The following is a 22649-nucleotide window of genomic DNA, read 5'->3' on the forward strand; positions in this document are numbered from 1 at the left end:
TTTAATTCAGATATTAAAAAATATAGATAAAGATTATAAACCTCCCGTGATAGATAAAAACTCGGGACTTATAACTGTAACAGGGAATAAAAAACAGTTAAAAGAAATTGCTGAATATTTGGAAAAATTAAGTAATAGAATTACCAAAGAAGTATTGGTGGATGTAAAAATTTACAGTGTGGAGCTGAGCGCTTCTCATACCACCGGAATTGATTGGGCTCAGTTATCTGTAAGTTTAGGATATTCAAATGATAGAAATGAATTTTTTGCTTCACCTGAGAGGGTTCCTGTTAGAAGTACCTATTTATTAGGAAAATCTTCTATATTTAATGCTGCCACCTTTAATATGAGTGCTTTTTTAAATTTTTTGGCAAAAAACGGAAACGTAAATTCCATATCAAATCCTAAAATAGTAACTTTAAATAATCAAAAAGCTATAATAAGTATTGGAGACACCGTTTATTACAAATATGCTTCAAAAATAGATAATGAAAGTGATAATCCGACTGTGGAATATGAAATAGAATCAAAGTTTGTAGGCGTTCTTTTGGATATAACTCCTCAAATAAGTGACGATGATGAGATTATATTAAATATAAATCCTAGAATAAGTGCTTTTAAGGATGTTAATCAAATAAATAATCCTCAAAGAGACAGGCCCCCTGATACAAAAGACAATATGCTGATAACAACCGTTAAATTAAGAAACAATCAGACACTGGTTTTAGGAGGATTAATTACCGATGATAAAAGCTTACAGGTTAACGGTGTTCCTATTTTAAAAGAAATACCTTTAATAAAGTATCTGTTTTCTTCTAAAGAGACATTTTCCAATAAAAAAGAGCTTGTTTTCGTAATTACGCCTAGAATTATAGATTTAAATAAAAACACTTCATTGAAAGATTACGGATATAAAAAACTTCCGAGTTTAGAGGATTTGGATGTTAAGTGATTTAATAAATGAATTTAAAGACGTTATCAATCCAAAAGATGTGTTTAATTATTTTGAATTTGATATAGCTAAAGAAGAGATAATTTCTTCAAAATCAAATATTATATTTTTATTAGGAGACCCGGGAAGTGGGAAGAGTTTTATGTTTTCATATATTAAATATAACTATCCTAAAAAATATTCCTTAATAAGTACCCCTTATAAAAAAATAACTTCTTCTGATTTAGCTTATAAAAAAATTCTTATAGACGAAGCTCAGCTGCTTTCAAAAGAAAAGCTTGAATATTTCAGAATTTTAAGTGACAGGGGTTATCAGATTATTTTTGCTATGCATAAGGAAGAAGGTGAAAAAATAGCCGCTTTTCCTCAATTTAATTCAAGATATATTCATAAAATTTATATGCCCAATCTCTCTTTTAGCGAGTTTGAAAAATTTGTGATGTCCAAATTTATAAAACATAACAGATATGAACTTGTAAACAAAAAAAATCTTAAAAAAATTTATAAATATACAAAAGGAAATTTTAGACTTTCAAAAAAATTTATTTTTACGGCTTTAAGCTTACTTAATTTTTCTTTTGAACATTCTTTAAAATATAAAAAGATAGATTCATGCATTATTGAAATGAGCGCTATAGAACTGGGGTTTTAAGATGACGTTTTATGAGCTTGAGAGACTTTGTAAAAAAAGAAGATTAAAAAGAACGTTATTGTGGATTTTATTTTTATTTTCCTGTATGGGAGTTGGGATTGGCAGTTATGTATTTTTTGATAAATCTGATAAAAATCCTGCTATGGTAAAATATCAAAAAATAAAAATAGAGACTAAATCCTCAACACTTACCCCTATAGTCGATTTAAATATTACTGTTGATAAAAAAGTCGTAAAAAAAGAGCATAATAAAACCGAAGTCAAAAAACAAAAACCTGTAAAAATAAGCAAAAAGAATATAAAAGAGGATATAAAATATGAAAATAAAAAAATACTCTCAACCAGGGTAATTCCTCCTTATGAAAACTGTATTGCTATAGCGGAAGAATATTATAAAAGAGGAGATTATAAAGAAGCGATAAAATGGGCTAAAAACGCCAATATACAAAATAAGGAAGATAAACGTTCATGGATTATTACGGCTAAATCTTTATACGCTTTAGGTAAAAAAGAAAAAGCGGTTAAAATTTTGAGGCTGTATAACAGATATTACCCCTCTTTAGAAATAGAAACCTTAATAAAAGAGATGCAAAAATGAAAAAATGTTTTTTGTTTTTAATTCCGGTATTGGTTTTAGCCGGTATTGTCGATGATTTTAAATTAAAAAAATATAAAAAAATATGTAAATGGGAAAATATCAAAACTTATTCGAATAATGAAAAAATTTTAAGTATTATAGGTGTTTCTTGCGTAAGAAGCGACAGAATTTATGTACTTCCTTCAGTTATTAACAGATTAAAAAAGTTAAAATCATCACGCCTTAACGCTTTATATTTTTCTACTCTTTATATGCAGCAGAAACTTATATACTCTTTTTTGTGCGGAGATATAAATCTTAAGGATTTTTCTTTTCCCAAAACGGATTATATTTTTTCGGTTTTGTTTGAAAAACTGAAAAGAGATGATTTTTCTCAAAAAGGGAAAAAATATTTTATTAAAATAGGCGTAAATAAATTTATTTTATATATAAAAAATGATAAAATGGTAATAGACGAGTATTTAAACAGAAGATTAATAAAAAGGCATATTTATAAATGATAAGAAAACAGGTAAAACTCGGGGATTTATTAGTAAAAGAAGGGATTATTTCAAAAGAAGACCTTTTAAAGGCTTTAAAGAAGCAGCAGGAGTATGCATCAAAAGGAATTTATAAAAAACTCGGAGAAATTCTTCTTGAGTTGGGAATTGTTTCGGAAAAAGAGATTTTAGAAGCTCTTTCAAAACAGTTAAATATTCCTTTTATAGATATATTTGGAGAAGAAATAAATTATGATTTTTTAAATAAATATCCTTACAATATTTTAGAAAAACATTTAATTTTGCCTTTTAAATCGGATGAAGATTTTATTTATGTGGCTACCGCCGATCCTTTGGATTATGACGTTCTTGATATGATAGAAAGAATGTCTACAAAACCGATAAAAATTTTTATAGCTTTAAGCAGGGATATAAAAGCAGCCCTTGAAAGATTAAAAATATATATTTCTACAAACGAACTTATAAAAAAAGTAAAAAAAGAATTAAAAGAAGGTAGTGGAGAAAATATAAGTGCTGTTGAAGAATTGTTGGATTTAATTTTGCAGATGTCTATTAAAAAAAGAGCTACCGATATTCATATAGAACCTCTAAGACATAATATTATGATAAGGGCTAGAATTGACGGAGTTTTAAAAGAGATTTTTTCTTTTGATAAAGAAATTTACTATCCTCTGGTTTCTAAAATCAAGCTTTTGGCGAATATGAATATTTCCGAAAAGAGAAAGCCTCAAGACGGTAGATTTTCAAGAAACTATAAAAATCATATTTATGATTTCAGGGTGTCAACCGTTCCTTCGCTGCATGGTGAAACGGTTGTTATAAGAATTCTTGACCAGCAAAAAATCCTTTTAAGGCTTACAGAACTTGGAATGAGCGAATATAACTTAAACAGATTTGAGACTATTATTCGTCATTCCCCTTACGGTATAATCTTTGTAACCGGTCCTACCGGAAGCGGTAAAACCACCACTCTTTATGCCGCTTTAAATGAAGTAAAAGGAATTGATAAAAAAATCATTACCATTGAAGACCCCGTTGAATATGAAATTCCCCTGATTCAACAGATACCTATTAATGAAAAAATAGGAATAACTTTTGCTTCCACTTTAAGAAGTGTTTTAAGGCAGGACCCGGACGTGATTATGATAGGTGAGGTCAGGGATAAGGATACGCTTGATGCTGCAATACAGGCGTCTTTAACCGGTCATTTGGTTTTAGCTACACTTCACACCAACGATGCGGCAAGTACTATTACAAGAATGGTCCAAATGGGGGCTCAAAGTTATTTGGTTTCAGATTCTTTAATAGGAGTGGTTGCCCAAAGACTTATCAGACGGATATGTCCTTATTGTAAAACAATGTATAATCCTTCAAAAGAGGAATTAGAACTTATAAAACCGTTTTTAAAAGAAAAAATTGTATTTTATAAAGGTAGCGGTTGTAAGGAATGTGACTTTACAGGATATTTAGGAAGGGAAATGATAAGTGAAATCCTTATAATTAATGAAAAAATCTCCCATTTAATAGCCTTAGGTAAAGATAAGCAGGAGATAGTAAAAGTGGCAAAAGAGTATGGGTTTGTGACGTTGGTGGAAGATGGGGTTCAAAAATTAAAAGAAGGGATTACAACTCTTGAAGAGATATTAAGGGTGGTAAAAGTAGATGTATTTTGAAATTGAATATATAAAAAACGGTAAAGTCCAAAAAACTGTTATAAAAGCAAATTCTATGGTTCAGGCTCTTGAGATTTTTAGAAAAAAAAAGTTAGGTATTTTTAAAAGTGTAAAAAAAATAGAAAAGAAAACATTTATAAATAAAATTTTTAAAGACCTTTCTTTCTCAAGAGTAAATATTGAAGAGCTTTTATCTGTCTTTGATCAGATGTATGTGTTGTTAAATGCGGGAATAGGGATTGATGATGTCTTAAAAAATATTATGACAACTATAAAAGATAAAAAACTTAAAAAGGTTTTTCAAGATATTTATTATAATATTCAAGCGGGTAGCAGTCTTTATAATGCTTTTTCAAGATATGAGGATTATTTTGGAAATTTGGTTATTTCAATTATTAAGCTCGGTGAAGAGAGTGGGGATTTAGCAAATGCCCTTAAAGATTTAGCCACTATTTTGCAGGAGATTTTAGATAACAGAAAAAGATTAAAAAAGGCTACTAGATATCCTGTTTTTATTATATTTGCTATGGTGGTGGCTTTTATTGTGGTTATTTTATTTGTGATTCCTCCTTTTAAAGATATTTTTGCCCAGTTAAAAACGGAACTTCCCTTGCCTACAAGGTTTTTGCTTTGGATAGAGGGCGCTGTAAGAAAATTTGGTCCTTATATTCTTACTTTTGGTATTAGCGGATTTGTTATTTTATCTTTTCTATATAAAAAATACTACCATATTAAATTGTTGTTTGACAAACTTATTCTTAGAATATATATTGTAGGTGATGTTATTGAACTTGCAATGAAAGGAAGATTTATGTATGTTTTTGAAAGACTTCTTGAATCAGGAATTCCTATTATCGATGCTTTGGATAATGCAATTAATATAGTAGATAACGAATATTTAAAAAACAGGTTAAAATTAATTAAAAGTTCTATTCAAAAAGGCGGAAGTATTACTCAGGGGTTTGAAGATACGGGTCTTTTTGAAAATATGATAATTCAAATGGTAAAAGCGGGAGAGGAGTCCGGAAATTTAATTGCGATGTTAAGTAAAATTAGCAGATATTATCTTGATAAATACAGATATCTTGTCGATAATATAGCTGTATTGATTGAGCCTATTTTAATTGCGGCAATTGCCGGATTTGTTATTACCCTGGCTTTAGGTATTTTCCTTCCTATGTGGAATCTTACGGAAGCAATAAAATAAAAGGAATTGTTATGAATGTTGAAACGGGAAGTATAGTGGCATCTGTGATAAGTACTGTTATTTTGGCTTTTGCGCTTTGGATTATATATAAAATTTCAAATATATAAAAATTTATTAAATTTAAAATTTCAAATATATAAAAAATTATTAAATTTTTGTTAAAAAAACTAAACTTTTTTTGAAAAAAACCGATTTATTTATGCTATAATAGCAAGGACAAAAAAAATGAAAAGGAGTTCACAATGAGAAGAAGCGGTTTTACTCTTATTGAGTTGATTTTCGTTATTGTAATTATCGGTTTATTGGCATCAGTTGCAGTTCCTAAATTCTTAAATCTAAAACAAAATGCACAGGTTAACAGTGTTGTTAAAACTACAGTAGATGCAGCTCAGCAGGCAGTGGAAGTTGGTGTTAACTATAAAGGTTTAGAAAATAAACAATTTGAAAAAGATTTTAACTTAACAGATATCGTTACTCTAAAAGGTAAAGGTTGGAGTGCAGTAAATCCTAACACTTACGAATATAATATTAGTGCAGGAGATAATAACTATACAGTATCTGAAATCAATATGAGTAGTAAAGAAGTTAACTATTCAATTAACTGTAAAGCATTTGATGAAGCTGGTGATGCAGTGGCATATGATAAATGTAAAAAAATAATCGGAGACGATAACACAACTGTAACACTTACATGGTAAAAAAAGCTTTTACTTTAATAGAACTTATTTTTGTAATTGTTATATTGGGGATTTTAGCCTCCGTGGCTATCCCCAGATTTAGCGGTTTAGTGGATAATAGTAAAAAATCCGCCGTAAAATCTACTATAAACGCTGTTTTAACTTCTATAGAAAATATACACGGTCAGTGGATTATAAATGAAAATATGAAAACGTTTAAAGGTGCTGACGGGGTTGAGCATAATTTAAATGAAAACGGATATCCAGAGCAGCTTGATGAAGGGGCTAACACTTCTCGTGTATTTTCATATGTAATCAAAAATGCCGTGCCTTCCTGCAACGACGGTAAAACAAACGGCTGTTGGAGAGAACCTTCCACAAATGAGTATGAATATTATTTTAACGAGGGGAAAATTTTAAAAGTAGATTATAATGCCACCACAGGTACGTTTGAATGTAAAGAGGGAATTGATTTTTCAGAAGAAGATTGTAACCATACTATTTTTGGATAGTTTTTGGTATAAAAATTTTAAATCCTTTTTTTTCTTTAGCAAGTTCTATTTTTCCTTCGTGTGCTTTTAATATTTCAAGACTTAATGCAAGTCCAAGACCGTTTCCTTTTGTTTTTGTGGATTTAAAAGGTTCAAATAAAATATTCGGATTTTCAAAATCTTTGCCGGAATCGTAGACATTGATGATATGATACTTATCATTTTGCTGATAAAGTATTTCTATAATCCCTTCTTCGTTTTCATCTTCTTCGATAGCGTCTATAGCGTTAAATATCATATTTTGCAATACAAGTAAAATAAGGTCGAAATCAGCTTCTATTTCTATATCCGGCAGGAAAAATAAAAACTTTATCTCTTTTGAATAGGAGTAATATTTAATGGAATTTTCCAATTCTTTTTTTAATTCGCTTAATAAAAACTTTTTAATTTTAGGCTGAATTCCTTTTGAAAACAGAAGGGTTGATTTTATAATTCTTTCCACTCTGAAAATTGCGCTTTTCATTTCGTCAAGCAGTTCGCTTGGGCACTGTTTTTTAAGAATAGAAATTAAAATGGCAATAGAACCTATCGGATTTCTTATTTCATGAGCTAAATGCGCCGCCATTTGTCCCATGGCTATAAGTCTTTCGTTTCTTTTTTGCTGGGTTATATCTGTTGCGCTTATAATTTTTTTATCTTTTATTGCGGATGATTGTACAAGATAATATTTGTTGTTAAATTCTATTTCTCCTTCCTGAGGTATAAAATTAAATTCGTCCGCTTTTGAATTTTTTACTATTATTTCGCCTTCTTTATTTATAACCCATAAAGCCTGAGGTAAAAACTCAATTACTCCGTTTAAAATATTTTTAAGTTCGATAAACTCTTTTTCAACTTCATAAGTCTGGGCTATAAGTGTTTCTAGGTTTTTTAAAAGCTCCTGTTCGTTTTTCGGAAGCTCCATATGCCGCCTTTTTATTTGATATAATAGCATAAAAAGAGGGGGTACTGAGTAAATAAAGTAAAACAATTGTAAATTTTAGCTTTTACGAAATGTTTAAAAATTTGCTTTCTTGTTGAGCGTATTTAATCAGTACCAAAGAGGGTAGGATATGAAATATCTTTATAATAATTTTTACGAATTAGTAGAAAGAAATGCAAAAGAATTTGCTAAAAAACCCGCTTATTTTATAGATGATAAGAAAGTGACATGGAATGAGTTTAAAAGAAAAGTGGATTCTTTTGCCAGAGCTTTGGAATTAATGAATATTAAAAAAGGGGATAAAATTCCTCTTTATGTAGGGAATTCTTTAGAATATATAATAGCGTTACTTGGAATTCAAAAACTTGGAGCGATTCCTGTCCCTGTTAATACTTTTTTAAAAGAAGATGAAATCGCTTTTATTTTAAATGACGTTGAAGCGGAGATTATGATAGCTTCTACAAAGCTTGCTGGTAATATAAAAAATATAAAAGACAAAACTTCAATAAAGAAGATTATATGGGAAGGAAATTGTGATAGGGTAGATGAAGACAATATTTCTTTTAACGAAATACTTTCAAATTTAGAACCTCATGAACATATAGAGCTTCCGGATATTGACGATTTGGCTGTTATAATTTATACATCAGGAACAACTGGTAAACCAAAAGGCGCTATGTTAAGTTATAGAAATATTTTTTCAAACATTTTGGGAGTTAATGAAATAGTTAAAATTACTTCAAAAGACAGGTTTATAGCCTATCTTCCAATGTTTCACTCTTTTACCATAACTGTGAATTTGTTGTTGCCTCTTTATTCTGCTTCGCCTGTTGTTGTTATCCGTTCTATTATGCCTTTTAATAATATCATAAAACAGACTCTTCTTAAAAAAGTAACTATTTTTACGGGAGTCCCGGATGTATATTCTGCTCTTAGCAGGGCTAAACTGCCTTTTTATTTTCATTGCTTTAATAAAGTAAGATTTTATATTTCCGGAGCGTCTGCGCTTCCGGGCGAAGTGCTTGAAAGGTTTTCAAAAAAATTTAAAAAAGGGAAACTTTTAGAAGGTTACGGTCTTAGCGAAACCTCTCCCGTTGTTGCTGTAAACAGACCTTATCTTCAAAAACCGGGCTCTGTAGGTCCTGCGATTCCGGAAGTCGAAGTAAAAATAGTCAATGAAGAGCTGGTAGAAGTGTCTTTAGGAGAAACGGGTGAGATAATAGTTAAGGGCGATAATGTAATGCAGGGTTATTACAAAAGGGAAGACGCTACGGCTGAAACTATTATTAACGGTTGGCTGTTAACAGGAGATATTGGAAAAATGGATGAAGACGGATACATTTATATTTTGGATAGAAAAAAAGATTTAATTATAAGTAAAGGCGTCAATATTTATCCAAGAGAGATTGAAGAGATATGTTTGAAGTTTCCGGGTGTTAAAGAGTGTGCTGTTATAGGGCTTAAAGATGATATTCACGGGGAAGTGCCTGTTGCTTTTATAGAGACTGAAGATAATATGGAAATTAACGAAAGAGACCTTAAAAAATATCTCAAATCAAAACTTGCTAATTATAAATTGCCAAAACATATTTATTTTGTAAATAATCTGCCTAAAAATGCTACAGGAAAAGTGTTAAAAAGAGTGCTGAGGGAAAAAGTGAAAGATTATATAAAATAAAAAGAGGCTCAAAATTATAGAGCCGCTTTTGCTTTTTCTACCAAATTAGCAAAAGTTTCAGGTTCGTTCATTGCTAAATCGGCAAGAATTTTTCTATCCAGTTCAATATTTGCTTTTTTAAGACCGTTTATAAATCTTGAATAGCTTATATCATTTAATCTACAAGCAGCGTTAATTCTGACTATCCAAAGCTTTCTAAAATCTCTTTTTTTCTGTTTTCTGTCTCTAAAAGCGTAAACTAAACTTCTTTCAACTTGTTCTTTTGCTTTTCTAAAGTGCTTTCTTCTACCTGAGTAGAAGCCTTTTGCCATTTTTAATATTTTTTTATGTCTTCTTCTTCTAACAGTACCTGTTTTTACTCTCATTATATCTCCTTTTTGTTGGCGTGCATCTCTTGCAACTTAGCGCTTAAGCGCGGAAGCTTTTATGCTTCACTTAGCCGTTTCTTCACTAAAAATTAAATTACATACAAAGCATTAATTTAACTTCTTTAATGTCTGTTTTCGCTACGTATTTAGGCTGTCTTAGATTTCTTTTTCTTTTTTGTGATTTTTTTGTAAGGATGTGGCTTCTATAAGCGCTTCCTCTTTTAATTTTTCCACTTTTTTTAACTTTAAATCTTTTAGCAGCCCCTCTAACTGTTTTCATTTTTGGCATGCGAGCTCCTTTTTGGAATTGAGATGAAATTATAGCATAAATTTTTTTAATTAAAAGGTACTAAAGCGCTCCCCCATGTAAATCCTCCGCCAAAAGCATCAAGCAACATAATGTCGCCTTTTTTTAGTTTTCCTTCTTTGTACATATCATTAATTGCCATAGGTATTGAAGCGCTTGAAGTATTGCCGTATTTCTGTACAGTAAGAACCGATTTTTCCGATGGCATTTTAATGGCTCTGGCTACGGCGTCTATAATTCGGTAATTTGCCTGATGAGGAATAAACCAGTCTATATCATCACTTGTCATATGATTTCTTTCCAAAATATCTCTAACACTCTGAGAAAGTGTTTTTACAGCTACTTTGAATGTTTCGTTTCCTTTCATTTCAAGCCAGATTCTATCCGTTTCACATCCATATTTTACACCGCGCCCAGGAGTAATCAAATAATCTTTATATTTTCCATCTGCGTTTATATCAATGTCTATAATAGCTTCGTCTTTATTTTCAGTCGCACTGATAATAGCGGCTCCCGCTCCGTCTCCAAAAAGCACGCATGTGGTTCTGTCTTTCCAGTTTACTATCTTACTAAGTGTTTCAGCTCCTATTATCAAAATGTTTTTATACATTCCACTTTCAATAAATGCTTTAGCATGAGCTAATGCATATATAAATCCGGTACAAGCCGCTGATATGTCTACCGCAGGTCTTACAATGCCAAGTTTTTCAGCTACAACACAGGCAGTGGAAGGCATGGTAAAGTAATCGGGAGTAATTGTGGCTACGATTATCATATCTATATCTTCAGCTGTCATATTGGCGTTATTTAAAGCATCAAGAGCGGCTTTATATGCCAAATCGCTTGTTACTTCATTTTCAGCTATATGTCTGGTTTTGATACCGGTTCTTTTTGTTATCCATTCATCGTTTGTATCGACTATTTTTTCCAAATCTTTATTAGTCAAAATTTTAGGCGGGACATAAGCGCCTATGGCCGTAAATTTAGCATACATTAATGAACCTTTAAAGACTCTTGAATTTTATTTGTTACGTCGTTTTGAGTATATTTTATAGCTTGGAAAACAGCGTTTTTTATAGCTTTTGAGTTGCTTTTTCCATGAGCTATTATAACACATCCGTTAACGCCAAGAAGAGGAGCTCCTCCATATTCCGCGTAATCTGTTACTTTTTTTAACCCTTTAAAGACCGGTTTTAAAAGGAGGGCTCCTATTTTTTGCAGAAGTCCGGAACTTTTTATTTCATCTTTTATAAGTTTTGAAATGGTATCGGCTACCCCTTCGCTTGTTTTTAATACAATATTTCCCACAAAACCGTCTGTTACAATAACGTCAACTTCTCCTTTAAAAATATCTCCGCCTTCGACATTTCCTATAAAGTTGTCAAATTTGCTTTTTAACATTTTAAATGCTTCTTTGGTAATACTGTTTCCTTTACTTTCTTCTTCTCCGTTACTTAAAAGTCCTATAGTGACGTTTTCTTTATTTAAGACCACTTTTGCATACACTTCTCCCATTAAGCCGAACTGATAAAGATTTGTAGCATCACAATCTACATTTGCCCCAACATCCAAAACAAGGGAATAGGCCTTTTTTATAGTAGGCATAAAAGTGACTATAGCCGGTCTTTTAATACCTTTTATTCTTCCGAGTTTAAGCGTTGCGAGGCTCATTGTGGCACCGCTGTGACCTGCTGAAACCACAGCGTCCACTTCTTTTTGTTTTAATAATTCGATAGATTTATAAATAGTGCTTTCTTTTCTTTTAAGAGCCTCAGTTGCGCTTTCGTTCATTTTAATAAAATCTTCACTATTTATAAATCTAACTTTTGAATGGAATTCTTTAGGTACTAGAGGTTTTATTTTTTGTTCATCACCCACTAAATACGCTATAAAATTTTTTTGTTTTAAAGCTTTGATTACGCCCTCTACTATAGGTTCGGGACCGAAGTCCCCTCCCATTGCATCAATTGCTATTTTCATTAATACTCACCGCAACTAGGGCATGCTCTATGAGGTCTTTTATAAGCACCGCAGTTTGAACATTTAATAACGGCACTCAATTTTATTTTATAATGAGTTCTTCTTTTTGCCGCTCTAGTTTTTGAGTTTCTTCTCTTAGGAACTGCCATAACGTCTCCTTAAAAATTTTTGTTAAATTCTTCGTTTTTACATTCATCGCAGATATTATAGTCGTTTTTTATAGATTCGATTTCGCTTTTTAATATTTCTTCTAAATCGTATTTTTCCTGTTCTATAATATCATATTCTTCATCAAACCCTTCATAGGGAGGTTTTACGACTTTAAATTTCACTTCTTCGTTAATCTCTTTTTTAAAAGGTTTAAGACATTTTACACACTCAACTTCCACCATGCCTTCTAATTTTCCGTTAATTACAATTGAACCGTCTTTATTTTTTTCACTCTCGCCTTTTAAGGTAAGACCGTTTAAAGTTTTATTAACGTTCAATTATAAAATCTCCCTCTGAGCAAAGAAAAATGCGATTTCTTTTTCAGCATTTTCAAGAGAATCGCTTCCATGTACCGCATTTGCTTCTATACTTTCTGCAAAATCAGCTCTTATAGTTCCAGGAGCAGCTTCTTTAGGGTCTGTAGCACCCATAAGTTCTCTGTTTTTAGCTACTGCATTTTCACCTTCAAGTACCATAACCACAACCGGACCGCTGCTCATGTATTCGCATAAGTCGTTAAAGAAAGGTCTTTCTTTATGTACTTCATAAAATTTAGCCGCATCTTCTTTTGTTAGTTTTATTTTTTTCATAGCGGCAATTCTTAGACCGTTACTTTCAAATCTGTCAATGATTTTTCCAATAACGTTTTTTGCTACCGCGTCTGGTTTAATAATTGAAAGAGTTCTTTCCATTTTCTCTCCTTGAAGTTTTAGAGAGGAATTATATCAAAATTTTTTTGAAGAAAAAAAGAGGGAGGGAATTAGCAAGTTTCTACTGCCGGTGTTCCAGGTTCACATCTGTTTGGATGACAAGTTTGACCTTCTTTACATTCATCCCAAACAATACATCCCTCAGTTGGACATGCTTCCGCACATGCAGGAGTATCGTAATATCCTACGCATTCAACGCATTTATCAGGGTATACGTAATAAATTTCTTCTCCAGTTGGGTTTTCGCTGTCATCGACAATTGCTTCTACAGGACATTCGTCAATACAAGCCCCACAGTTAATACAGATATCAGTGATTTTTACTGCCATTTCGACTCCTTTTAAATTTATTTGTACTTAAAAATATATCATTAAATTCTTAATATCTGCTTAAAAAAAAGAGTTTAAATATCTTTTCTTTCAATTTGTGACATATTATTTGATATTTAAAAAGTCTTTAATTTCATCGACTTTATTTAATTGTTCCCAACTGAATTCCTCTCTTCCAAAATGGCCGTAAGCTGCTGTTTTTTTGTAAACAGGTTTTAATAAATCAAGGCTTTGTATAATTCCTTTAGGAGTTAAATTAAAGATTTTTTTTACCGCTTCTTCTATTTTCGTTTCGTCAACTTTTGCCGTACCATGAGTGTCTACATATATACTCACTGGCTCAACTACTCCTATTGCATATGCTATTTGAAGAGTTAGTTTTTCTGCAACTCCTGCTGCCACTAGATTTTTTGCGACCCATCTAGCGGCATATGCTCCGCTTCTGTCTACTTTTGTAGGGTCTTTTCCGCTGAACGCTCCGCCTCCATGAGGTGCTGCACCTCCGTATGTGTCCACTATAATTTTTCTTCCGGTAAGTCCTGCATCTCCTTGAGGTCCTCCTATAACGAATTTACCTGTAGGATTTATAAAATATTCCACATTTTTACTGAGCATATTTGCAGGAATTACTTTTTTTATTACTTCTTCAATTACCGCTTCTTTTATTTCGGAGTAGTTTATATCAGGTTCGTGTTGGGTTGATACCACTACTTTTTCTACACTAACAGGTTTTCCATCTACATATTTAACGCTAACCTGAGCTTTTCCATCAGGTCTAAGCCATGGAATGATTGCTTCTTTTCTGCATACTGCTAACCTTTTTGTAAGTTTATGAGCTAACATTATAGGAAGAGGCATAAGCTCAGGAGTTTCCGTACAGGCGTATCCAAACATCATTCCCTGGTCGCCCGCACCTATTTCTTCTCCCTTTTCGACTCCTTGTCGGATGTCGGGACTTTGTTCTCCAACACCGTTTAAAACACCCGCCGTTCTGTAATCAAATCCGTATCTTGCGTCCGTATATCCGATTTCTCTTATTACTTCCCTTGCAATTTCCTGCATAGGAGCGTATGTTATTGTTTTAAGCTCTCCTGCTATAATGCAGTATCCGTTACTAAGAAGAGTTTCACATGCAACTTTTGCATTAGGGTCTCTTTCTATTATATAATCTAAAATGGCATCGCTTATTTGATCGGCCATTTTGTCAGGATGACCTTCTGTTACGGATTCACTTGAAAAAAGATATTCTCTCATATAATCTCCTTAAGGTTTTTTGTTAAAAGTATAGCATATTAATTGAGAATGGAGAATTGAAAATGGAGAATGAGGATTTAGGATATAGGGGTTAGGATTTAAATGTTTTATTTTTCTAAATCCTCAATCCTAAAATTAAATCCTATAAAAATATTTTCATATTATTGCTTTAAGCTTTTAGCTTTTAGCTCTGACTATTTTAGCTGCTTCCACCATGTTTTTGAGGCTTGGTTTAACTTCTTCCCATTTTCTTGTTTTCAAACCACAGTCAGGATTTACCCAAACTTTTTCGGCAGGTAATACTTCTAAGATTGCTTCGATTTGTTCTACCATCTCTTCAGTTGAAGGGATTCTTGGGCTGTGAATATCATAAACCCCAGGTCCAATTTCACCTTTATAACCTCTTTCTTTAAAGATTTTAAGAAGGCTGTTATCACTTCTTGCATTTTCAATTGAAATTACATCGGCATCCATAGCTTCAATTGCGTCCATAATGTCGCTGAATTCAGAATAACACATATGAGTGTGAATTTGAGTTTCAGGTTTTACGCTTGAAGTTGTAATTCTAAATGCTGTAATTGCCCAGTCTTCGTAATCGGCTCTTTTTTCGTTTCTTAAAGGATAACCTTCTCTAAGAGCCGCTTCGTCAACCTGAATCACTTTAATTCCGGCTGCTTCAAGGGCTTCCACTTCATCTCTTATTGCAATTGCCATTTGATACGCAGTAGTTCTTTTACTTTGGTCATCTCTTACAAATGACCAGTTAAGCATTGTAACAGGACCTGTTAGCATACCTTTCATTGGTCTGTCAGTTAAACTTTGAGCGTATGTAATCCACTCAACCGTCATATCTTTAGGTCTAGAAACATCTCCGTAAATTAGAGGAGGTTTTACACATCTGCTTCCATAACTTTGTACCCATCCGTTTTGAGAGAAAGCAACTCCGTTTAACTGCTCACCAAAATACTCAACCATATCGTTTCTTTCAAATTCGCCGTGAACAAGTACATCAAGATCAATTTCTTCTTGGAATTTAACAGCATCAGCTATCATTTCTTTGATTTTTGCTTTATATTCTTCTTCGCTAATAATTCCGTTTTTATAATCACGTCTAAGTTTTCTAAGCTCAGGAGTTTGTGGAAAACTTCCGATAGTAGTTGTTGGAAGAACTGGATATTTTAAATTTTCGTGTTGAAGTTTAATTCTCTCAACAAACGGCATACTTCTGTGTTTGTCTTTTTCCGTTAAGTTACTTACTCTGTCTTGAACGATTGGGTCGTGAATTTTTTTGCTTGTTTTTCTTGTAGCAATTGCGATTTTATTGCCTTCAAGTACTTCTTTGTCGTATTCGCTAAGTTTTTCATCTTTTACAAGTTTATTTATCACTCTAATTTCGTCAAGTTTTTCAAGAGCATAACTAATCCACGATTTAATATCTTCATCCATTTTTGTTTCATATTTTAAAGTATAAGGTACGTGAAGTAAACTGCAGCTGCTTCCTACGTGTACTTTATCGTTATCAACCGCTTCAGTTAGGCCTTTTACAAAAGCCGCTGATTTTTCAATATCATTTACCCATACGTTTCTTCCGTTTACAATACCGATACCTACTTCTTTTTTGGCATCTACTAAGGCTTTAATACTATTTTCGCTTCCTGCTACGAAATCTAAAAACATACCTTTAATAGGAGTTTTAGCTAAAACTTCGTTTGCTTCGTTTGAATGTTCAAAATAAGTTGCTACGTAAATATTAGCGTCTTTTGCAAGTTCATTATAAACTCTCTCAAGCAGTTCTAAGTCTTCTTTTGTAGGATTTGTAACAAAATAAGGTTCGTCCATTTGAATTATGACGTTTGGATTTAATTCTTTTAGTTTTGCTATTATTTCTTTATAAACCGGAATTAATTTTTCAATAATTGCTTTTTCGTCTCCGTTTACGATTTTTGAAAGTTTTACGTAAGTAATTGGTCCAATTAAGTTTACTTTTGGTTCAATTCCAAGTTCTTTTGCTTCTTTATATTCTGTAGTAATTTTATCGATGTTTGATTTAAAATTCATATTAATATCAAGCTCCGGAACGATATAGTGGTAGTTTGTGTTAAACCATTTTGTCATCTCCATGGCTTTATGGTCTTTATCGCCTCTTGCCATAGCAAAATATCTGTCCATACAATTTTCGATATCTTTGTATCTCTCAGGTACAGCGTTTAACATAACAGTCATATCGAGCATATTGTCGTAAAAACTGAAATCGTTTACGCTAATCATATCAATACCGGCGTTTTTTTGATAAGTCCAGTGTCTTTTTCTTAAGTCACTTGCAGTCTTTTTAAGTTCATCTTGACTGATTTTACCGCTCCAATAGCTCTCTAACGCTTTTTTAAGCTCTCTTTGTTCACCGATTCTTGGGAAGCCCACTACATAAGTTGCCATTTGTGTCCTTTTTTACCGAAATTATATCAAAAAAACTATTTCACTTGTTTAAAAGCATGATTTATTATCTGATAAAGCTTTATTTTATATTCTGTCTGATTATCAAAAATATAGACTCCAAAGTCGTTCATATAAAAAGAATCTTCATTTAAAGATTCGTTATATATTTTGTTTAAAAGTATATCGGTTGCGTAATTTAACCAGTTGTATTTTATATCGCTGTTTAAAAGAAGAGAATAATCTTCTATTTTTACAGGAGGGTTTATAATTGAATTTGCTATTATGAGTTTTTTAACATCCTGCGGCTGAGTGATGGCTATTAAAAGTGGGTCGTAGTTTATCTGTGTCGAAAACTGTAGTTTGGTATTTATTTGGTTATAGGTGAGTTTTGATAGAATTTGTGCCGTTTTGCCTGCCGATACGTTAAAAAAGATATAATCATTTCTTAAGGAATAGTAGTTTATATTAGGATAAAATAGTTCTTTTAAAGAAAAATATTTTTTTTCATATTTTAAAAGAGAAGAGGAAATTTCTGTTTGTTCGTTTATTGCTGTGGCGTTTTGGGTGAATTTTAAAAACTTTTTAATCTGATTTTCAAAATCTATTCCGCCAAATATTACGTTTGTGTAATTAAAATCGTTTTTATTATAAACAGGATTGTATATTTTAATATCGGGAAAATTTTTATCACCTATATAAATGATGTTTTTGTATTCTTTTTGTATTTTGGTTATATTGTCTTCTGTGGAAAAAACACTTAAATTATAGTCCACATTTTTATAAATTAAATAAGCGTTTATGGAATTTATAACCGAAGGGACAAATTTAAAAAACTTTTTTTTATCCATTATTACTGCTAGTGTGATTTTTGGTTTTTCACTTTCGAATATATCTGAAAAAAACTCTTCATAAGTAATTAAAGAATTGTTGTTTTCTTTGGTAGTGTTTATTTCGTTGATTTCTTCTGTTTGTGTATTGGTATTATTAATTTTACTGAAAACATCCTCAAAAGGATTTACCTGTGCAAATGAAATAATCGCTGTTAAAATAATAAACAAAAACTTTTTCATAACATACTCTTTATAAGTAAAAAGTCTTTATATGCTTCTTTTTTGGCTGACGGGTTTCTGAGTAGAAAACTCGGATGATATGTCGGTATCACTTTTTTTCCTTTATATTCGAATATTTGGCCTCTGACTTTACTAATTGGCATATCGGTATTTAAAAGATACATAAAAGCCGTTTTGCCAAGACATACTAAAATCTCAGGATTTATTATATCAATTTGTTTTAATAAATAGGGTTTGCAGGTTTCAGCTTCTTCGATAGTAGGTACCCTGTTGTTGGGAGGTCTGCATTTAACTATGTTGGCTATATATATGTCGTCTCTTGTTAATTCAAGTACGTTTTCAATAATTTTTGTAAGAAGTTTTCCAGCCCTTCCTACAAAAGGCCGCCCCGTTTTATCTTCCATTTCTCCCGGACCTTCTCCTATAAACATCAGTTTGGCTTTTGGGTTTCCTTCCCCGAATACTACGTTTGTTCTGGTTTTTGCAAGGTCGCAAAGAGTGCATGTTTTGCATATTTTTTCAAGTTCTTTAAGCTCGTTTGGCATATTGAGTTTTTTTTCTTCGCTTACAAAGCCTTCGAAATATTCCATTCCCGCTTCTTTTAGTTTATAGAGGTGTTTTAATTTGAGCAGGGTCTTCATATTTTTTTTCTCCGTTTTCGAGTTTTAATTTACCGTTCATAGTATAAGTCGGATAAGCGATTTTAATATCGTCTTCTTTTAAAAAGGCTTCTAAAATTTCTGCTGAAATAGTGCTTCTTAAATTAAGTGTTGCAAAATTGTTAAGATACCAGCAACTGATTTTAATTCCGTTTTCTTCTATAAACGTATAAACTCTAGGTTCTACGTTTGCGTTTTTTATATGATATATTGTTTTTAGTTTTTTAATTCTTCTTTTTGTTATGTCGGTATATCCTTTTGCATATTTATTAACTATCTCTTTAACCAAATAGACGGCTTTTTTGTAATTGCTCTCAAACGTAATGGTAATATCTATACCGTCCCATACGGTTGAGAGTCCGTGATGGGTGTAGTTAAATATAGGATTTGTAAATACGACGTTGTTTGGAACAAATACTATTCTGCCGGCTCTTTTATTATATAAGTATGTAGTAAGGGTAACATCTTCGTAAAGAACTATTTTTGTAAGCGTAATATCTATTACGTCTCCAACTATTTTAACCTGTCCGTTTTGTAGATATATTTTTATTCTGTCTCCCACTTTAAAATTACCGCTGGTCATTATTACAAACCATCCGAAAATATTCATAAACCAGTCTTTCATAGCAATGGCAATACCCGCAGAGGCAAATCCCAAAATGGTAATTAAATAAGTTGCGTTGTTTATGTAAAAAAATGAGATTATTATGATAATAACCGTAATATTTATAAAGTTTATAATTTTATTGATTAAGTAAATAGATTCATCTTTTACGTATTTTCTTACTCCTATTTTTATAAACGTAAATATTAAAATACTTATGCCTATGGAAAAAGCCAGATATATCAGTTTGTTTATCTCTTTTTGTATTGACTGATTTACTTTTTGAATATAAATTTCCGCTTGGGTTTTAAGAGTTTTTAATTTTGTTTTATATACGCTGTTTATTGTTTGGAAATCATTTATCAGTTTTTCAAGTTGAGGGTCGCTCATTTTCAGTTCTGAATAAAGTTTTTTTAATTTTAAGAGGGTTTGATATGTCTGAATAAAATTTTGATAGTTTTCTTCATTCTGTTTTAAAATTGTTTTTATTTCTTTTTCATAGTTAAGTGCTGTAAATATTGCAAAAGGATTGTCTATTTCCGGAGGTTTTGGAAGTTCTTTTAATTTTATTAATGTATCAAAAATATTTTGATTGTTTTTTAAAAGGTTTAATTCCGTTTGGATACTTAAAAGTTTTTCTTTATATTTTTTAGGATTAATTCTGGCTAATCTTTTATATTTTTTTAATTTTTCTTCGAGTTTTTTGTAATTTAAATAAGATTGGTAGCTTATGTAAAATTCATTTTTTTTTAAATTTTCTTTTAAAGTGTTTATTTCATTTTTTAATTTAGAGTCGTTTATATCGTTTGCGTATAAAAAGAGGGTAATAAGCAAAAGGATAACCGCTCTCATCGGCTGAACTTTTTTAAAACTTTCATAACTTTGTCTTTTTCAATATCTTTTACTATTTTATATTGACCGATTTTTTCCGGGATAATAAATTTTATTTTATTATCGGCTGTTTTTTTGTCTAAGAAAAAATGTTCGTAAAAATTTTCAGGGTCTTTTATTTTAAAATCAGTAGGCAAATTGTATTTTTCAAGAACTTCTTTTATTTCATTTGCTTCTTCTTTGCTTAAAAATCCAAGCTCTTTAGAGAGTTCGTTTGCCATAACCATTCCTATTGCCACGGCTTCTCCGTGAAGGTAGGTTTTATAATCTGTAAGGTTTTCTATTACATGACCAAACGTATGTCCGTAATTTAAAACACTTCTAATTCCTTTTTCTTTTTCGTCCTGATTTACGACCATAGTTTTTAATTCTACGCTTCTTTTAATCATTTCTTCAAGACTTAATGAGCCTTTTTTTATTTTATCAAAAAATTCCTTATCGAACATTATCGCCATTTTAATAATTTCAGCCATTCCTGCGGCAAATTCTCTTTTTGGTAGGGTTGATAGAAAATGCGTATCGATATATACGGCTTCTGGTTGATAAAAACTGCCTATAAGGTTTTTGCCATACTTATTGTTTATTCCCGTTTTACCGCCCACTGAACTGTCTACCATGGCAAGAAGGGTTGTTGGGATTTGTATAAATTCAATGCCTCTTAAGAAAATACTTGCGGCAAATCCGGTCATATCTCCGATAACTCCTCCTCCAAAAGCTATAAGAGCTGAATTTCTGTCGAATTTTGCATCGAAAAGTCTATTAAGAGCGTATTCTATACTTTGCCAGTTTTTATACTCTTCACCGTCAGGCAGGGTAATTATATGAAGTTCTTTTGCTTTTAATCTGTTTGTTAGATAATTAATATGAAGACCGCTGACTTTCGGATTGGTAATAATTGCCACTTTTTTATCAAGTTTAATTTCCGGAAGTTTATTGATAATAATATCATATGTTTTATTTGGGGTATTAACTGTTACTTTCATAATCGTCCTTTATTGGAATTAAGAATTGATTAAATTTATCCAGCATTACGTAAGAATATTCTATTTTAGGAAAAAGAATTTGTTTAATTATATTTACCGGAGGTTTACTAAACGCTTCTATTAAACAGGTATTGTTTTCTTTTCTAAGAAGCGCTATGGGATTTTCTTTTGAATTGATAAATTCAAGTTTTGTAAAATTAAAGCTTTTTGCGAGGGTTCTTAAATATTTGATTATTTCATCATGAGACTCTTCAGGGTCGGCGTTAAAAAATTTTACTTTAAGTCCAAGCTGATATGATAAATCGAATATAACCGAAGCTATTCTTATTACGTATTTATCATTTAATATAACGCTTAAACTTTCACATTTTTTAACCGATTCCTCTCCAGCTTTAAAAATAGGTTTTTTTAAGTTAAAAAAAGTATGTTTGAATTTATAAAAAAAATGGGAATTAGTAATAATTAATCCAATATTGAGTTTTTCGCTGTCCGTTAAAAGAGCTTCTGTATAAGAGTCGGTAAAATAGTCTGTTTCAATATCGATATTTGAAAATTTGAAAAGTTTATAAATTTTAGATGTCGTAGAAGGATTTATTACTTTTATTATAAGTTTTTTATTTTTTAATTTTCTGTGTAAAAAAATAGCAGATTTTAGAAGTTTTGAAATTTCTTCTTTTTCCATGTTTTTCATATCTAAAAGCAGATAAATATTTTGGCCGTAGGGTTGGGGAAATGCTCCTACGTTGCTTTTAATCTGATTGAATATCTCTTTAAGCCTGGTAGGGTCTCCTATTAATAAAAGCTTGTCGTTTGGTAAAATAAGAGTGTTTTTACTTACAAGTTTTAATTCGTTATTTCTGTAAATGGCTCCGACTTTTATATTATATCTGTCAAAAATCGAGACTGATTTATAAGCAAACGGAGAGTGGGGGGGAATTTCAACTTCAAGTATTTCTCCTATACCTAGTCCTATATCTCTTGCATACAAAGGGACTCCCGGTAAAAAATCTATAATTTTATTCGTAATGATTTCCGGGGTGTCTATTATTTCTATGTTGTTTTGCTGAGGTATTTCAAACTTAAGCCAAAACTTTACGAAAAGTATTGGAGTTTGAGTGCTTTTTATTTTTTTAAGCACAAATTCGGCTTCTTTTTTATTTTTTATAAAGATAATTATCTTAGCAAAATCGTCTTTTAAAAATTTTTTGTAAATATCGTATGCGTAAAAGTTAATTTTATAGAAGAATAGATTTTCTTTTTCTTTTATAGAGTCTTTAATTTCATCTTTTTCGTAAAGAATATGAAACTCAGCCAGATTTAAGTAGTTTTCACTTATTTTTTCTATTAACAGTTTTGATTCTCGGGCCCCGGCAAAAATCAGTATTTTATTCAAACAGTCCCTTTTTTACAGAATTATATCATATGTTTTATTTTAGTATAA

The 22649-nt window shown here is 31.3% G+C and carries 25 protein-coding genes; 9 read left to right on the plus strand and 16 right to left on the minus strand.

From position 1 onward, the window contains the following. The 8 genes from ACXJH6_RS05465 to ACXJH6_RS05500 form a co-directional block, all read left to right on the plus strand. On the plus strand, positions 1-952 hold a 952-nt coding region (locus ACXJH6_RS05465), incomplete at its 5' end, for a type II secretion system protein GspD (RefSeq protein WP_456470749.1). Next, positions 942-1604, plus strand: a complete 663-nt coding sequence (locus tag ACXJH6_RS05470; protein WP_456470750.1) for a hypothetical protein — start codon at positions 942-944, stop codon at positions 1602-1604. The genes ACXJH6_RS05465 and ACXJH6_RS05470, both read left to right, overlap by 11 nt. A gap of 1 nt (position 1605) precedes the next feature. Continuing rightward, positions 1606-2202, plus strand: a complete 597-nt coding sequence (locus tag ACXJH6_RS05475) for a tetratricopeptide repeat protein (protein ID WP_456470751.1) — start codon at positions 1606-1608, stop codon at positions 2200-2202. Next, complete coding sequence (locus ACXJH6_RS05480; protein ID WP_456470752.1) at positions 2199-2702, plus strand: hypothetical protein; 504 nt, start codon at positions 2199-2201, stop codon at positions 2700-2702. Before ACXJH6_RS05475 ends, ACXJH6_RS05480 begins: the two co-directional genes overlap by 4 nt. Continuing rightward, complete coding sequence (locus ACXJH6_RS05485) at positions 2699-4375, plus strand: GspE/PulE family protein (protein ID WP_456470753.1); 1677 nt, start codon at positions 2699-2701, stop codon at positions 4373-4375. Before ACXJH6_RS05480 ends, ACXJH6_RS05485 begins: the two co-directional genes overlap by 4 nt. Next, complete coding sequence (locus ACXJH6_RS05490; protein ID WP_456470754.1) at positions 4365-5582, plus strand: type II secretion system F family protein; 1218 nt, start codon at positions 4365-4367, stop codon at positions 5580-5582. The genes ACXJH6_RS05485 and ACXJH6_RS05490 overlap by 11 nt, the downstream gene beginning before the upstream one ends. Positions 5583-5824: 242 nt before the next feature. Then, entirely contained in the window at positions 5825-6280 is a 456-nt protein-coding gene (locus ACXJH6_RS05495; protein WP_456470755.1) for a type II secretion system protein, read from the plus strand. Next, on the plus strand, positions 6274-6771 hold the full coding sequence (locus ACXJH6_RS05500) for a type II secretion system protein (RefSeq protein ID WP_456470756.1): 498 nt from the start codon (positions 6274-6276) through the stop codon (positions 6769-6771). The genes ACXJH6_RS05495 and ACXJH6_RS05500 overlap by 7 nt, the downstream gene beginning before the upstream one ends. On the opposite strand, the gene ACXJH6_RS05505 is transcribed toward ACXJH6_RS05500, so the two are convergent. Further along, positions 6758-7714: a sensor histidine kinase gene (locus tag ACXJH6_RS05505; protein WP_456470757.1), complete on the minus strand. Its 957-nt coding sequence runs from the start codon at positions 7712-7714 to the stop codon at positions 6758-6760. The genes ACXJH6_RS05500 and ACXJH6_RS05505 overlap by 14 nt on opposite strands. Before the next feature lie 148 nt (positions 7715-7862). Between ACXJH6_RS05505 and ACXJH6_RS05510 the strand changes: the two genes are divergently transcribed. Then, a complete protein-coding gene (locus tag ACXJH6_RS05510; RefSeq protein ID WP_456470758.1) occupies positions 7863-9410 on the plus strand; it encodes a fatty acid--CoA ligase in 1548 nt (515 codons plus the stop codon). Positions 9411-9424: 14 nt separating this feature from the next. Here ACXJH6_RS05510 and rplT read toward each other — a convergent pair whose 3' ends face one another. The 15 genes from rplT to ACXJH6_RS05585 form a co-directional block, all read right to left on the minus strand. Further along, entirely contained in the window at positions 9425-9778 is a 354-nt protein-coding gene (rplT, locus tag ACXJH6_RS05515) for a 50S ribosomal protein L20 (RefSeq protein WP_456470804.1), read from the minus strand. A gap of 94 nt (positions 9779-9872) precedes the next feature. Next, complete coding sequence (rpmI, locus tag ACXJH6_RS05520; RefSeq protein WP_456470759.1) at positions 9873-10067, minus strand: 50S ribosomal protein L35; 195 nt, start codon at positions 10065-10067, stop codon at positions 9873-9875. Between the two features lie 46 nt (positions 10068-10113). Beyond that, the gene (locus ACXJH6_RS05525) at positions 10114-11079 is read right to left on the minus strand and encodes a beta-ketoacyl-ACP synthase III (RefSeq protein WP_456470760.1); all 966 of its coding nucleotides are present in this window, start codon (positions 11077-11079) and stop codon (positions 10114-10116) included. Next, positions 11079-12065, minus strand: coding sequence for a phosphate acyltransferase PlsX (plsX, locus tag ACXJH6_RS05530; RefSeq protein ID WP_456470761.1), 987 nt, complete (start codon positions 12063-12065; stop codon positions 11079-11081). The genes ACXJH6_RS05525 and plsX overlap by 1 nt, the downstream gene beginning before the upstream one ends. Next, on the minus strand, positions 12065-12214 hold the full coding sequence (rpmF, locus tag ACXJH6_RS05535; protein ID WP_456470762.1) for a 50S ribosomal protein L32: 150 nt from the start codon (positions 12212-12214) through the stop codon (positions 12065-12067). The genes plsX and rpmF overlap by 1 nt, the downstream gene beginning before the upstream one ends. A gap of 9 nt (positions 12215-12223) precedes the next feature. Next, the gene (locus ACXJH6_RS05540; protein ID WP_456470763.1) at positions 12224-12553 is read right to left on the minus strand and encodes a YceD family protein; all 330 of its coding nucleotides are present in this window, start codon (positions 12551-12553) and stop codon (positions 12224-12226) included. Beyond that, positions 12554-12967 (minus strand): nucleoside-diphosphate kinase, encoded by a 414-nt coding sequence (ndk, locus tag ACXJH6_RS05545; RefSeq protein ID WP_456470764.1) that lies wholly within the window; start codon positions 12965-12967, stop codon positions 12554-12556. A 68-nt stretch (positions 12968-13035) separates the two neighbouring features. After that, a complete protein-coding gene (locus ACXJH6_RS05550; RefSeq protein WP_456470765.1) occupies positions 13036-13314 on the minus strand; it encodes a 4Fe-4S dicluster domain-containing protein in 279 nt (92 codons plus the stop codon). Positions 13315-13419: 105 nt separating this feature from the next. After that, positions 13420-14568, minus strand: a complete 1149-nt coding sequence (metK, locus tag ACXJH6_RS05555; protein WP_456470766.1) for a methionine adenosyltransferase — start codon at positions 14566-14568, stop codon at positions 13420-13422. 177 nt (positions 14569-14745) lie between these two features. Further along, on the minus strand, positions 14746-17001 hold the full coding sequence (metE, locus tag ACXJH6_RS05560) for a 5-methyltetrahydropteroyltriglutamate--homocysteine S-methyltransferase (protein ID WP_456470767.1): 2256 nt from the start codon (positions 16999-17001) through the stop codon (positions 14746-14748). Positions 17002-17036: 35 nt separating this feature from the next. Further along, positions 17037-18071 carry a hypothetical protein gene (locus ACXJH6_RS05565; protein ID WP_456470768.1) on the minus strand — a complete coding sequence of 345 codons (1035 nt, stop codon included), beginning with the start codon at positions 18069-18071 and terminating at the stop codon, positions 17037-17039. Continuing rightward, positions 18068-18712: a uracil-DNA glycosylase gene (locus ACXJH6_RS05570; RefSeq protein ID WP_456470769.1), complete on the minus strand. Its 645-nt coding sequence runs from the start codon at positions 18710-18712 to the stop codon at positions 18068-18070. The genes ACXJH6_RS05565 and ACXJH6_RS05570 overlap by 4 nt, the downstream gene beginning before the upstream one ends. After that, on the minus strand, positions 18678-20186 hold the full coding sequence (locus tag ACXJH6_RS05575) for a mechanosensitive ion channel family protein (RefSeq protein WP_456470770.1): 1509 nt from the start codon (positions 20184-20186) through the stop codon (positions 18678-18680). Before ACXJH6_RS05575 ends, ACXJH6_RS05570 begins: the two co-directional genes overlap by 35 nt. Further along, positions 20183-21208: a 3-dehydroquinate synthase gene (aroB, locus tag ACXJH6_RS05580; RefSeq protein WP_456470771.1), complete on the minus strand. Its 1026-nt coding sequence runs from the start codon at positions 21206-21208 to the stop codon at positions 20183-20185. The genes ACXJH6_RS05575 and aroB overlap by 4 nt, the downstream gene beginning before the upstream one ends. Beyond that, positions 21192-22601: a TrkA C-terminal domain-containing protein gene (locus tag ACXJH6_RS05585; RefSeq protein ID WP_456470772.1), complete on the minus strand. Its 1410-nt coding sequence runs from the start codon at positions 22599-22601 to the stop codon at positions 21192-21194. Before ACXJH6_RS05585 ends, aroB begins: the two co-directional genes overlap by 17 nt. Between the last annotated feature and the right edge of the window lie 48 nt (positions 22602-22649).

It is taken from the genome of Caminibacter sp. (assembly GCF_053999135.1).